Below are 14,382 nucleotides of genomic sequence, written 5' to 3'. Positions count from 1 at the left end.
TATAATAAGTGGTTTTTTAAATAGTGGTTTTAATATATATAAAATGATTTAATAATGTTCCGATAAGCGGGGGAGTAATATGAAGATAGGGATTGATCTGGGAACGACACACAGTGTTGTTGCTGTATGGCAAGATAGTGGTGTTAAACTTATCGCTGACTCTGAGGGCAATGTTCTAGTGCCTTCTATTGTGAGTTTTTCAGATGACTATGTATTGGTAGGTCAAGCTGCTCGGGATCGTTTAGCGACTCATCCTGAGTTGACGGTGTCTGAATTTAAACGTTTTATGGGCACAGATAAAGTCTATCAATTAGAAGAACAATCTTATACCCCAATAGAGCTGTCGGCTATTTTACTTAAGCACCTTAAAGAGCAAGCTGAAGCATATTTACAACAACCCATTACTGAAGCTGTTATTTCAGTACCAGCCTACTTTAATAATAAACAACGGCAAGCTACACAGCAGGCGGCTTCACTTGCTGGTTTAACGGTTGAGCGCTTAATTAACGAGCCAACCGCCGCAGCCCTTGCATATGGATTAGATAATAAAGATTCAGATAACACTTATTTAGTGCTTGATCTCGGTGGTGGAACATTTGATGTGTCAGTTATTGAAGTGTTTAATGACATTTTTGAGATTCACGCCTCTGGAGGCGATAATTACCTCGGTGGTAATGACTTTACCCAAGCTATTGTCGACGATGTATTTGGCAAAAATGATATCCAACCGTACCGTCTAGCCAAAAGTGAGCGAAGAAATATATGGTCTTTATGTGATCAATTAAAATGTCAGCTAACCATCGATGATTCTGCCTGTTTTGATTTTGAATACAAAGGCGATGTTTTAACTTATACCCTAAGTGAAGATGATTTCGGCCATATTTGTCATGATTTAATTGAGCGCATTAAGTTTCCCATTCATAGAGCGATGTCTGATGCAAAATTATCGATGGATGATATTGCAGGTCTTATCTTTGTCGGCGGTGCGACCCGCATGCCTATTTTTCGCCAACAAATTAATCATGTATTTTCGCGTATTACACAAATCCAATACAACCCAGACCATGCTATTGCTATTGGGGCTGCCATTCAAGCAAGCATGAACGAGCGTAATATTCAGCTCAAAGATGTAATAATGACTGATGTTTGCCCATTTACACTGGGCGTTGAGGTATCTAACGAGCATAATCAACCCGAGTTTTTACCCATTATTGAGCGTAACTCTACGATCCCGGTCAGTGAAACGCGCTCTTTATTTTCTAGACATCCAAGTCAAGAAAGTGTGTTGATTAACATTTATCAAGGTGAAAATTACCTACCTAAAGATAATGTATTAATGGGTACATTAGATATTACACTTGAACCTTTGAACAAAATTCAGTCTTTTTATATAACTTACACTTATGACCTCAATGGTGTGATTGAAGTGGAAGTTAAAAACAAGGATTCTGAAAAAACCTATCGTACTTATGTTGGTGAGAACGTGAAAGAGCTTGACCAAAATCAATTGCAAGAGCAATTTTCAAGACTTCAAGCTTTAAAAATATTGCCAAAAAATAAACTTGCCAATACCGCTTTTAAAGCAAAGCTCGATCGCATGTTTCAAGAGAGCTTAGGTGATAAACGCAGGAAGGTTGGTGAAAGCATTGGGCTTTTTGAGCGCACGTTAGAAACCCATGATAATCATAAAATTGACGCTGCCAAAGAGCGTATAAAAATGTTTTTGAATATTTCTTATTAACATGCATTCTATTATTTGTGCCCACAACATAAGAGTAAACTAAATGTACCACTGGATACTATTAGGTATTGAACCCACTCAAGATAAGCGGGCTATAAAATTAGCGTATACACAGTTACTAAAACAAACGCCGCCGGCAGAGTTTCCTGAAGAGTTTAAAGCGTTACGTAAAGCGTATGATCAAGCACTAGAAGAAATCTCAAAAAGTGATGATGATGCAAATGATAATTCAGCTAGTTGGCATGATGCGCCACTTAAAGAGTTTCAGCCGCAACTAGATACTGATATTGAAGACACACAGGATGAAGTTTTTTCGGAGCCACCACCTAGTTCAAATCACGAGACTGATGACGACGAACCCGTTGAATTTTCATCTATAAAAACGATAGCCGAACTTAACCTTGCCTTAACACAGCTTTATAGTGATATTTCAGTTAGGCACAATTTAGAACAATGGAAAATGTTGTTCGCGGCGCCGATATTTTGGGATGTTAATCAAAGTAATGCGTTGACTGTCAACTTACTCGACTTTTTGTCTAAACACTATTTTTTACCTGAAAATATCTGGACATTTTTAGATACCAGTTTAAGTATTTCTGGCAGCTTATCTATCAGTGGCGATGATACTACGCGTCAAATTGCGGTTGCATTGTCGGGTTATATAAAAACGTTACCAAAGAGAATACATGACGGTTTAGTAGTCGGTATTTCAGAACATGTTGATTTTAAAAATCTTCAACGCCATCTTGAAATACGTAAGTATATTGAAGATAAATGTTTATACGACACATTGACTACAGAAGATTTAGAAAATGTTGCCGAACAAATTGGACCTGAGTTTAAAAATGACTTTCCCCTTTATAATTATATAGTTAAGTATTTATGGACGCTTAATAGCTATAGCGCCATTAAACGTATACTAGAACCTTTGGTAATTCCACAAACAGAGGAAGATCTGTTAAATTACCAAGCACATGCTGAGTATAAATTAAAAAATTATGAGCTTGCCCTTAAGCTGTATATACAACAAGAACATAATTATCGCGGCATGTGTACTAAGGTGATGTTTAAATATATCGGTTTATGTTACCTAAAACTTAATAACTTTGAAAAGGCATATCTTTATTTAGATGCAAAACTAGTTGCTATTGGTGATATGGAGCTTGAAGTTGCATTAATTACAGCAAGACGCGGATATATAAGACAACTAAAAGCTGATGAAGATAAAAACGCGATAAAAATTGCGACCTTATTGTATGAAAATGGGCGTTATCAGGATGCGTTGTCAATCACCGAGCAATATAAACTGGTGTTTTTAGAACAGGCGAACTATTTGCAAGCGCTTTGCCTATGTAAATTACACCGTTTTGAAGAAGCCTACTCCGAGTTTTTGGTGTTTATTGATTTATACAATCAACGCCAGCTGTGGGGATGGCCATTAGTTGTTGATTTATTAAGATATTGCTACGATTTAATCACATATGAAGTTTTAGTTGATACATTACAAGAGCATATCGCTAGTTTTCAGGATTTCTATAAAACGGATTTCTTCCCTGGTTCAACAAAACCACGTTGTTACTCAGAGCAAGAAATGGCAATACTTGAGCTAACCCGAGAAGACGATTCAGTGAGGCGCCCAGTAGAATCTCTTGGGCATACTGAATCACTGCAAATTTTTGCACTGGCTATATTATATATTCGTGACACCGAATTAGTTGCTTATGCGGATACAAGTGTTGTTGATGATTTTCAACGTAACGTACTTAATTATATAAAAGAAATTAAACAACTTATGCTTTACAACCCGCGTGATTGTTTAAAGTTTTTGGAGGCCGCGTTTGACCAGCAAGACTTTGACACCTGCATCATGTTAGCTGATATAGCGATTAAAGGTTTACGTGCAGCACCACAAGCATATTATTTTAAAGGGTGCGCACTTTTAGAGTTAAACCAATATGACACGGCTTTAGCTGCATTTCAACAAGCTGCCCACGAATATAATACTCATCCATATGCCGTTCATTCTTTAAATTCAGCTATTAAATGCTGTGAAGCGCTTATCGAACAAGGGTTACCTTATGCACAGCAGTGCAAAGCTTTATGCCAGCAATTGCAAGATACAAAGGAGAGAGTTGATGGACAATAATCAAGAAGACTTAATGTTGCAAAGTCAATCGTTAACCGATGAACAAAAGCAATGGTTAATCAGCTTATCAGGCTACTTATCGATGCAAAATGGCTACTCACTGGATTGCTTATTACATAAGAGTGAAACGTACCCACTACAAGCGATTATTAATGGCAATGTAAAAGTATTAAAAAATAGTTATGGTATACATACTAAAGCTGATTTAGTTGAAACATTAAATATTTTTTTAGATACAGCTCGTAGCAGCGAGTTTATGAGCCGTTTGATTGAAAGTGTGCGTTATGATTTATTTATTGAACACTTTTACTTGAATCGAAACAACGATAAAAACAGTAATGAATATATGGTTAGTGGATGGGCTCAAAAGCATAATGTTTCATTATCTGACTGTGGGATTAAAGGTTTTGATGTGGGTCGTTCTGCATTTCTATGCCGGTGTGCGTATACTACGGGTTTAATTACAGAACAAGAAACTTGGTATTATTTGCTAGTGCTAGGTAAAATTGCGCAACAATTATTTACTGATTGGCAAGAGTTAGCCATGAGTCACATAGTAGGGCGCTTAACTTGGGTGGGTGTAAAACTCGATAAACCTATGGATGGTCCACCAGAACGCTACCCTGATGCTTTCGAAGTAAAACAAGAGATTAAGCTAGATATCGAAGAATTGACATCAATTTTAGCTGACGATAACCACCCTTGGTGTCAACTCAACTGGCAAATAGACCTGTAGCGCTAACATTGTAATAAAAGCCACTTAACGTGGCTTTTATTACAACATGTAAACCCGTACTAGCAACAAAACCAAAGAGATAAAATCTTGACTTTACACGTTAAAGCTCTAGCTTTTATAGTCAATTACTTATTGAGTTAATTAATGCTGAAAAATATAGAGAGCGCTAAAGTAGCGCGCACTGCATTAAATTTGCTTGTTCTAGATTAACTCAAAAGGTAAATTCCATAATATAAACTGTACCAAACCACACACCGCGAGCTGATAGTGTCTCAGCCTAAAAAGCTTGAGCAGTTAAGAATATATTTAAAAAATGATCATGCTGTATTTAAAAAGCTAGTTATATAAAAAGTGTTACAGAGTATTCTAAAGCAATGACACATTTCATGAGGTTAATCTTCATCATATTGTAGTTTACTAATAAACAGCTCAAAATTTGTAGCAAGAATGGTTTTTTTAAAGTCATTTTCTTGATCGACATGTACCACTGTAGGCTCACCTGTAGGCCCGCACTCAGTGTAATCTAAAGCAACCAAGTGGTGCCCTGCCGAAGGGCAATTACAAATATATAGCCCGATATCAGGATAACCCCATTCGTTTCTCATATATTCACTTTCTGCAGCGATAGAATCTAGCCTAATAAACTCGCTGATACTATAGTTAGATGGTTTTTCTTCATTGAGTTGAATGAGCGTGTTTTGTGGATAGCCACCATTTTGTATTTTCATTAACTGTATATAGAGTATGGGTAGCGTATATCCCAAGTTATTCACAGTATTTTGAATTTCCTCATCGGTTAATGGCTTATCTATATCCGCGTGGTTTTCTTCGCTTTGTTTTTGCCAAAAGTTAGAGTATTTATTAGCATTAGGGGCCTTAACTTCAACGGTGGATTCTTCAGCTGAAGGACGCGGGGTAAGTTTATCTTGGGTTTGTCGTGCTTTTCGACGCTGTTTATACATCGTTTGCAGTTCACTTTTCTCAATGCCTTTGACATTTGGATCTGCAAGAGAATTATTGTCTGGTAACGGCTCTTTAGGATGAGACAGTAAAGACAGCTCCTCCAGCTTTAGCGTTAGTAATTGTTCTTCATTACAGGTAGAGCGAGCAGTGTCTAACATATCAAAGTTAAGTAGGTCACGCGCGGAAATACTTGGATCAGCTCTTTGCATTAGTTCAATAAATGTTGATAGGGTTGTTTCCTCATTAAGTTCATCGTCGCTAACCAAATCATAGTCAATATCGAACTGCAGCATAACTTCAAATATAAGAGCTGTAGGCCAAATTTCAATTCCATGTTTACGGCTGGATCTACGAAGATCACGAGGTGTCTGCCGTAAAACTTTTTTGCAAGCTGTACAGGCTGCTTTTTCAGCCTTAAGCGGGGTTAACGGATAATAAGCTAAGTGTTGACAAAACTCGCATTTGACTGGAAAAGGGTCTATAAATTGCATCTATATTTTCCTCCTTGTAAAGATGCTTGATAGTCTATCTAAAAAAATGATTCGTATATAGCTTTGTATCAAGTCTAAATATGCATCAAAGAAGTTAGGTCGCTTAGAATCAATTGTTGTGTGCAGTTTTTTTAAATCAAAACGTAAACAAAGAAAGAAGAATAACCTTCGAGGAAAAGCTATTCGCAGCAGCGTAAGCTTGAAATATACTAAAGGTGCTTCGCAGTCATGGCTATTATTTACCTCATTGTCGTTGCTATGAAAAAGGCCACTTGAATGTCACGTTATTGATCGCGTTAAAAAATAGAAAAGTGCTGTCTGGCTTTAGTTTTGGGGCGCAATACTTTGAAAAATTTGGCTATAATATAAAACTGAGAATCTTTTCAAAAGCACTTCAGCAATTAAATAAGGCTTGCCGTGAGTGCTTGTCGCTTAGATAAAAACTGTATGGCTCTCTCGGGATCTGATCCTTACTATAATAGAATTTAAGGAGCAATTAGTTCCCTATATCTAACGGGTATTTACACAGTTTTTACATCCATACCTTTGCTATTCGTTTTAGGTAACAATGCCTCTAGCTAGCTGGTCAACGTATTTTAATAAGGTTGGGTGGCGATTTTTACCATGCATGTGCAGTATGTGTTCTTTTGCTTGTTCAAGATCAATTCCCACACTGCTTATATAAAGAGGATTTTCACTTTTTCCTCGCAAAATTCCAGCTTCTTTTGGTGTATCGACAAATGATCTTTTGGCTACGCCAATAACGGGAATCTGTTGTTCAAGTGCTTCATAAAGGTGCATGCCCAGACCTGGCTTTTGTGCACTACTTAAAGTGACATAGCCATCAACAATGATGATATCTGGTTGAGTATCTAAAGATTTTAGTACGGACAAAATACACGGTAACTCGCGTTTATAAAACTGCCCCGGTTCATAGGGAGCAATATTTTCAATGGTGTTGACTTGCTTTGCTGTTATTTCTTCGTCGTGCCAGTTTTCAAATAAGATACCGGCAGCAATAGCTGTGTCGTCGTAATATTGGCAATCAATGGCAAAAATCAATGTGTACTCCTGTTAAATTATATGTGTCGTAGTGCTTTATTAATAATCACGGCTTTAATTTAAGGTGGCTTAACAGCCGCTTATATCAAGCTTAGATAATGCAGCGACTCGCTTATCTGTTATAGCTGCTATGGTGTTAATGGTTGCGGTGTAGGTGCGGCTGTCGCATTCTACCGATGCGCTAAAATCATTAAATGTGACTTCTACGGGTTGCTTTATAAGTCTTTCTGTACCATGACTTAAACGTTGCCAGTTTTCTTTACCTGCAAATAGTTCGTCTAATTGGGGAGCTGATAAACGTATAAAAATAGCCTCAATCGACGATGTATAACGTCCATGAATGATAGCGGGCAACTTACTGCGCGCTAATCGAGTTGGAATAATACGGATGTTGATAATATCGCCGCTTGCTTGAGTTGGGCTTGCCATATCAAGCTGAATTACGAGTAGTCCACGTATTGTAATTGGCCCGTTGAAACGATAGCGATATAGCTCAGGATTTTGCTCAACTAAAGTTAACGCTTTGCTGTATTTTGGAAAAATAGCAGGCTCAGAGGCGTAGCTTTGAAAAGCAAATATATTAAATAGCAAAATTAAGTATAGACTCAGGTGTTTTAAATTAGTCAATCTCATTCGTTATCTCTAAATTAGTGTCTAGGGTTAATTTACTTGGCTGTTTTTTGTTGTGCACTTAAGCGTTGATAGTGCTGTTTAGTTTGACCATCACTAAACACTGCTTTATTGACTGTTAATGCAATTAAGGTGAGCTTGATTGGGTGTGTTAAGTGTTCACTGCGTATTACCAATATACAATTTTTATCAAGCTGCCACTTTGCCGTCATTTCAGGCCTTTGGTGTAACCATGAATGAAATATATCTTCTCTCTCTAGTGCAAAGGTATCAAAATAGGAGTGCCCCAAACTTCGGTAGCTTCCGATTAAGTCATCAGGTTGCCATTGACAAGCAATTAAAGGTAAGGGGCATAAAACAAGTAAGCTTAGAAAACGCTTTATCATCTTTTTATCCTTAATGATCAGCTTCGGATACGAATATTACTATTATTTAGTTATAGATCTCGTATTTCACTTTGCTTGGTGTTCTTTTGCTAATAAAAATGCCAGTATATCGGCCTTTTTATCATCATCACTGGCACAAGCTGCAGGTGTTTGTTCCTTGTTGTTTAGTGTGTTGACATCAGCCCCATACGCTATAAGTATTTTTATTCGTTCTAAATTAACAACCGCTCGGGCTGCTTCATGTACATAATTAGATGCAGCAAGGTGTAAAGGTGTGTTACCTTCCTCATCGGTTTGGTTGATGTCTGGTCGAAGCATAGCTAACGCCAGTTTTAATGCGTCTGGGTGTGCTTCTGTTACTAAATTTTCCATTGGGGTAGAGTAATGCTTTTCACATCTACTGTCGTGATTAATCTGATAAAGATCAGGCTGTCCCTGTAGTAATAAAGAAAATAGCGTTAATTGATCTTTTCTAACCCCATGGTCTGTAAAGCGAAATAATACACTATGGCCTTCTCTATCTTGTTTTTCATAATCAAAAGCGAGTCCATGCTTAAGTAAAGCACTCACAAAATCGGGATTGTAACTTGTAACTGCTATTTCTAATAAATCAAAGCCATCAATATCCGTTTTTTGAATATGTATATCAGCGCCTAACTCGATCATAACGTCTATACGCTGTGTTGCTTCACCTGATTTAATTAAAGCAATGATAGGGGTTTCGTCTATTACATCACGGTGATTAATATCTAATCCTTGGTCTATAAAATAGGTTAGATATTTTTTAAACGTATCTATGTCTACTTGTTTACGCCATTTCACTATATTAAAAAGAAAGTTTTGTTGAGCGTTATTCTCATACATAGGGTCACACCCCTTTTCAATTAAGGCATCGAGAATCGACAGTGGTGTGTTAGGTGAAAGCGCTTGTGTTAATAATTTTCCCCCTTTGGCATTTAAATTTCTACAAGCGTTTATAAATTTAACTAATATGGCACATTCTTCTTCGCTTTTATGTTCAAAGTACCTTAATTCATTTTCTAATATTAGCAGTGGAAATGATTTTTTTTGATCGACTTTCAGTTTTGGTTTTTCGGTTGTTGAATTGATGAGACTTTCAATATCAATGTTATTAAAATCGACTTCCTCCTCGTCCCCCATATTTTTTAGCAAATCGAGCGACACGATATTTTTTTCATCTAATAGCAGCCAAAAATCCAAGGCAAGCCAATAGGCATGTAGATTTTGTAAAACAAACGTCTCATTCAATACTTGTATAATTTCGCTATCGCTGAGGATTTTTGCTATTTGTGTCGCGAGATTAAAATCCTTCGACTCGAGTGCTTGCTGCAATGTCATTAATCATCCTTGCTTTAAATTATATCAGGCGCGAGTTTTAATAGGGCACCCATTATATATTCAGTCACTACGGCTTCAGCACTGGAATCGGTGCTAAATTCATCGGTTTGTTGAGGATAAATACGTTGATACAAATCACTTAAATCTGCGGTTATAGTAACGCTGCTTTTTTGTGATGCAAAGTTTGTCGCTAGTAGCATCATAATGATATCGCGAAAGTGGCCACTGTCTTTATCTTGGTCAGTTGCAGGCATGAGTGGGTCGCGCTTGTTGCCAAGCAGCGTTTCAAATTCTTTAAGAAAATCCTTACTGCTACGCTCTTTTATCACGAGTGCTTGCAGAGCTTTAAGTTGCTCTGCGCGAGATTGTTGCAGAGCAATCGCAGCAACCGCTTTACGAACATGGTCACTGGGTTCTACTTGAGGAAATAGCATGGGTGCGTAGCGTGCAGCATCGGCGGCTTTCCAATAACCTTTTTTCATATCGCGTGCGATTATTTCAAGTAATGGGCGTTCTTTTCTATCCATTTTGTTGCGCCTGTTTTGCTATTAATAACATTTCAGTTATTTCGTTAAACCCTTTTTGATTACTATAATCAATAGCTTGTTGTTCAGCTTTGTTATAAATCAATGTATCGCAACCGTGTTTTATTAATTCTTTCACTATATCTTTTTTACCGCCCACAGCAGCATAATGTAATGCGCTACTACCTGCGGCATCCAGTGCATCAATATCAGCCTCTTTCTCAAGTAATAGCTTAATCATACTTAAGTGACCTTGTTTAGCTGCAACATGTATTAGGCTTTCGCCTTCACAGCTAATTGCATGATAGTTATCATTACTATAATTTAGTTGTTCGATAACTAAGTCTAAATATGAATTGAGTACAAACTCTTTATTGGTATTTTTACTGTAATTTACATCGACGCCTGCATTTAAAAATGCCGAGACGATATCTTTTTGGTTATTAGCACACGCAAGCCAAATAGACGATACGCCTTCATTAGATTCGATAAGCGGATCAGCACCTTGCTCTAGCAGGTATTTAACAAGCATATTGTTGTGTTTAGTGCAGGCAATGAATAACGGTGTATAGCCATCGTCATTAGCGATATTTATATCGCTACCATGTTCTAGTAGCAAAGTGACTAAGTGTTTATTGATTAATGCTGTTGCTATCAATAACGCGTTATTACCATTTTTGTCACTGTGGTCAATATCGGCGCCTTGATCTAATAAATTGCTTACAACATCACGTTTTCGATTACTAACCGCCAGTAATAATGGACTGTCTGAATTTGTATTGGTTAAATTGATATCTAATCCGGCATCAATTAAAGGGCTTAATAACGCATTTTGGCCTGTTATGGCGATTAGGTGAAGTAGACTATTACCTTGGTAATCACTAATATCAGGACGGGCTCCGAGTTCAAGTAGCAACTCTGCTGCCGGCTTTTGTCGAGCCTTTATAGCCATAAATAAAGCCGTCCTACCTTGATGATCTTCATAGTCAATTTTTGCTCCACTTTCCAATAGCTCGGACATTATATCAACGTATCCGTTAGCCGATGCATAGTGCAATGCTGTACAGCCGTGCGAATTAGTATAATTAGGATCAAGGTCTTTTTCTTGTGATAAGAGCAACTGAGCAATACGGCGATTACCGTCAGCGCATGCTTTAATAAATGATTCTGACATATCTTTCCTTGTCGATTATGAGTGTAGCGTATAACGTGTTATTAATATTTTTATACTAGCAAGAAATAGCATGATGAGAAAGCGACTAAAGCCGCGCAGGAGCTGAAGTTGCCATCTCCATGAATTTATATATTACAAATATTTTCAATTGGTTACACTACATTTTTGTGTGCAATTCAATACTACACAAGCAGTTTATGAACTTAATCTTATTATGAGTTAAGAATGAACGGTTCGTGGTGTTGTCAATTATTTTGGTGTGCTGTTCAGCCTGCTTTGGTATTTTATTTCGCGGTTTATTTTTATTGGGATTATAAAAACGTCTTGGTTTAAGATGTGGTGGTGAAGTGAAAATTAAGTAAAACTACTGCGTTTTTTACAACCCCTTACCTATACTCATTTAAGTAACAAAGAGTTAGTCGCCCAAGGCATTTTGATAACGCGTGTCTGAAATTTATTCGAAAAACTCGATCCTCATTCTTTCAGAACAAAGTAACTTATATATTTTATCGTTTCCATTTACTTGAGCAAACTCCTCTGGGGTCAATCCTTGGTTATCTTTTGATTCTAATAGTTGCCCACGTTTACAAAAAATACCGGTTCCGGGTAGAAGTGATAATAAAAACCAAATGATATCTTCATCTCCTCGCAGAGCAGCATAATATATAGCGGAGCGCCCGGTACTGTCTTTTTTAAACATTTCATCATCTATAGCAAGACTTTTATATTCGGAGTATATGAACTGCTTAATTTTGTCTAGGTTTAAATTCTCAATACTTAACATTAATTCTGTTTTGCCTGAAATATTCATATAATTTATTTTATTCCATAATTTGGCTGAAGTTAGTATTTTCGTTTTTCTTTAAATTGTATTTTAATAACTTTGTAATATTTATTGCAAGTAGGGTAGCGTTTTTTGCCTTGTTTGTATAGAATTCTAAATGATAACTATTATTGCCTACATCTTCAGCTAATTGCCTAGTAGGTTACATTTAAAATTTTTTTGAGTGCAAACTTAATTGATTAAGCTGTGTTATATCTAAGAGATAGAATGAATACAATTAAACGAATCCAAATATCAGCGCTTTCAATTGCGATAAGTGCAATTTTATCACCTTCAGTATACGCAACTACGGCGTCATCAAGCATTGAGAAAATAGCTGTTTCGGGTGTTAGGCAAGCTTTTCGCGGCGATGTGCCTTTAAGTGAACAACCACAAAGTATTGAATTTATATCTGCAGAAAACCTTGATGATGCAGGGGTGACCACACTCACAGATATATTTGATTTAACGCCGAGTATTTCTGAACAAAATGATTTTGGTGGATTGTGGGAAAGCTTTGCAATACGTGGTTTAGTAGGTGATGAGAATATTCCTTCAGGCTTTTTAATTAATGGCTTTTCATCTGGTCGAAGTTTTAGCGGCACCCGTGATACCAGTAATATTGATTATGTAGAAGTGATGAAAGGCCCAGGCTCTGCACTTTATGGCCGCTCTGAGCCTGGTGGTACTATTAACATTATTACTAAAAAGCCACAATTTGAAGAACAAGGCTCTGTAAAAATAAGCGCAGGTAGTTGGCAAAGTTATCGCGGTGAAGGCGACTACACTAATGCAATTACCGAACAACTCGCCTTTAGAGTAAACGGCGCGATTGAAGAAAGTGAAAGCTTTAGAGACTACCACGAAAATAAAAAAACGGTGATAACGCCTTCAATATTATGGTTAATTTCCGACACAACAAAGTTAAATTATGAACTAGAATATGTCGACCAAAGTGTGACGTTTGACCGTGGGATTGTCGCTGTAGGCGGGAAGATAGACGCATTACCCATTGAGACTTTTTTAGGTGAGCCAAGTGATAAACCGACTGAGGTTGATGCTATTTCTCACCAACTAACGTTTGAGCATCAAATTGGACAGTGGTCACTTTTAAATGGTTTTAGCTATAGCGATTCAAAATTTATAAGCGAATCGAGCGATGCAGAACTGGCACCAGGGCGGCAGGTTTATTTTACTGATGGCGAAACCTTAAGTAGACAACATAACCAGCGTGATTTTCAAACTAAAAATATTTCTGCGCGTACCGAGCTTAGTGGCAGTGTAACAGCGGCTGGGTTTACCCACCATTTATTAATAGGTGCCGACGCCAGCAAGTTTGATTTTGATAAACTCTGGTACAGATACCGCCCTACGCTTGAAGATACGCGCTATGCAATCAATATGTATAACCCTGTGTATGGGCAAACAGCACCCGAAGGCTCACTTTTATATAACAGCACTGAAGTACAGCACAGTTACGGGGTTTATATTCAAGATCAAATCGACATCACTGAGCAATGGAAAATGCAAGTGGGCGGCCGTTATGATTGGTTTGATCAGCAAATAGATAATCACATCAATCAAAGTCAGTCTAAGAGTGACCAAAGTACATTTAGTCCACGGGTTGGTTTAGTGTACTCCTACTCAGACGATATACAATATTACACCAGCTACTCTGAAGGTTTTAGGCCAAACAGCGGTTACGACATAAATGGTGATGCATTTAAGCCGGAATCAACAACCTCTATTGAGGCGGGTATTAAATTTAGCACCGATACCCTAAATGGTAGCTTTACCGTATTTAGCGCCGAAAAAAGCAATATGCTAACTACAGATCTGCAAGCGGGTGTGTCGACAGCATTAGGAGAGGTAACTAGCGAAGGGGTTGAGTTTGATTTGCACGGTTATATTACAGAGCGCACCTCATTTGATTTTGCCTATACTTACACCGATGCAAAAACAGCAAACGATACGGTTAATACAGATTGGTGGGTAAAACTGCCAAAAGGTAGCCCATTACTAAATATCCCTAAACATAGTGCAAATGTGCGCCTTAAAAGAGATTTAAATGACTTAATCGATTTAAATGCGACTATTGGTATAGCTTTACAGTATGAAGGTGAACGTTTAGGTGAAACAATTGATCCTACGTATTACTTACCTTCGTATACGCTGGTGAATCTGTTTGCAACTTACAACGTTAATGATGATGTGAGTGTACAGTTAAATGTAAATAACGTTCTGGATAAAGAATATTACTCAAACTCTTACTCTGCAATTTGGACTCAACCCGGTGAGCCGGTAAATTATAAGCTGAGCTTAAAATATAGCTTTTAATTTATAGTAA

At 37.4% G+C, this 14,382-nt stretch carries 12 protein-coding genes and 1 pseudogene; 5 read left to right on the top strand and 8 right to left on the bottom strand.

The window, feature by feature from the left end:
• The first annotated feature begins 79 nt into the window (after positions 1 to 79).
• The 3 genes from FW757_RS09575 to FW757_RS09565 are packed head-to-tail and all read left to right on the top strand — an operon-like array spanning position 80 to position 4,623.
• A complete protein-coding gene (locus FW757_RS09575; protein WP_446441158.1) occupies positions 80 to 1,741 on the top strand; it encodes an Hsp70 family protein in 1,662 nt (553 codons plus the stop codon).
• A gap of 43 nt (positions 1,742 to 1,784) precedes the next feature.
• Positions 1,785 to 3,887: a tetratricopeptide repeat protein gene (locus FW757_RS09570; RefSeq protein ID WP_446441157.1), complete on the top strand. Its 2,103-nt coding sequence runs from the start codon at positions 1,785 to 1,787 to the stop codon at positions 3,885 to 3,887.
• Positions 3,877 to 4,623 carry a DUF1266 domain-containing protein gene (locus FW757_RS09565; protein ID WP_182719022.1) on the top strand — a complete coding sequence of 249 codons (747 nt, stop codon included), beginning with the start codon at positions 3,877 to 3,879 and terminating at the stop codon, positions 4,621 to 4,623. Before FW757_RS09570 ends, FW757_RS09565 begins: the two co-directional genes overlap by 11 nt.
• Positions 4,624 to 5,015: 392 nt before the next feature.
• On the opposite strand, the gene FW757_RS09560 is transcribed toward FW757_RS09565, so the two are convergent.
• A complete protein-coding gene (locus FW757_RS09560; protein WP_446441156.1) occupies positions 5,016 to 6,077 on the bottom strand; it encodes an SMI1/KNR4 family protein in 1,062 nt (353 codons plus the stop codon).
• Positions 6,078 to 6,207: 130 nt separating this feature from the next.
• Here FW757_RS09560 and FW757_RS09555 point away from each other — a divergent pair.
• A pseudogene (locus tag FW757_RS09555) lies at positions 6,208 to 6,517 on the top strand (IS4-like element ISPtu1 family transposase); the annotation flags it as partial.
• Between the two features lie 118 nt (positions 6,518 to 6,635).
• Here the strand turns inward: FW757_RS09555 and FW757_RS09550 are convergent.
• The 7 genes from FW757_RS09550 to FW757_RS09520 form a co-directional block, all read right to left on the bottom strand.
• Positions 6,636 to 7,139 carry an endonuclease V gene (locus FW757_RS09550; RefSeq protein ID WP_182719024.1) on the bottom strand — a complete coding sequence of 168 codons (504 nt, stop codon included), beginning with the start codon at positions 7,137 to 7,139 and terminating at the stop codon, positions 6,636 to 6,638.
• 69 nt (positions 7,140 to 7,208) lie between these two features.
• Positions 7,209 to 7,772, bottom strand: coding sequence for a hypothetical protein (locus FW757_RS09545; protein WP_182831327.1), 564 nt, complete (start codon positions 7,770 to 7,772; stop codon positions 7,209 to 7,211).
• Positions 7,773 to 7,804: 32 nt separating this feature from the next.
• Positions 7,805 to 8,155 (bottom strand): hypothetical protein, encoded by a 351-nt coding sequence (locus FW757_RS09540; RefSeq protein ID WP_182719026.1) that lies wholly within the window; start codon positions 8,153 to 8,155, stop codon positions 7,805 to 7,807.
• A 66-nt stretch (positions 8,156 to 8,221) separates the two neighbouring features.
• Positions 8,222 to 9,514 (bottom strand): ankyrin repeat domain-containing protein, encoded by a 1,293-nt coding sequence (locus tag FW757_RS09535; RefSeq protein ID WP_182798134.1) that lies wholly within the window; start codon positions 9,512 to 9,514, stop codon positions 8,222 to 8,224.
• A gap of 14 nt (positions 9,515 to 9,528) precedes the next feature.
• Complete coding sequence (locus FW757_RS09530) at positions 9,529 to 10,041, bottom strand: hypothetical protein (protein ID WP_182719028.1); 513 nt, start codon at positions 10,039 to 10,041, stop codon at positions 9,529 to 9,531.
• Positions 10,034 to 11,212, bottom strand: coding sequence for an ankyrin repeat domain-containing protein (locus FW757_RS09525; protein ID WP_182794669.1), 1,179 nt, complete (start codon positions 11,210 to 11,212; stop codon positions 10,034 to 10,036). The genes FW757_RS09530 and FW757_RS09525 overlap by 8 nt, the downstream gene beginning before the upstream one ends.
• Before the next feature lie 454 nt (positions 11,213 to 11,666).
• Complete coding sequence (locus tag FW757_RS09520; RefSeq protein WP_182719031.1) at positions 11,667 to 12,023, bottom strand: ankyrin repeat domain-containing protein; 357 nt, start codon at positions 12,021 to 12,023, stop codon at positions 11,667 to 11,669.
• 240 nt (positions 12,024 to 12,263) lie between these two features.
• Here FW757_RS09520 and FW757_RS09515 point away from each other — a divergent pair, with 240 nt between their 5' ends.
• Complete coding sequence (locus FW757_RS09515; protein ID WP_446441155.1) at positions 12,264 to 14,372, top strand: TonB-dependent siderophore receptor; 2,109 nt, start codon at positions 12,264 to 12,266, stop codon at positions 14,370 to 14,372.
• The last annotated feature ends 10 nt before the right edge of the window (positions 14,373 to 14,382 follow it).

This window comes from Pseudoalteromonas sp. 1181_04 (assembly GCF_052850545.1).
The sequence above is the reverse complement of the archived record's forward strand: the minus strand, read 5'-3'. Positions and strand labels throughout refer to the sequence as shown.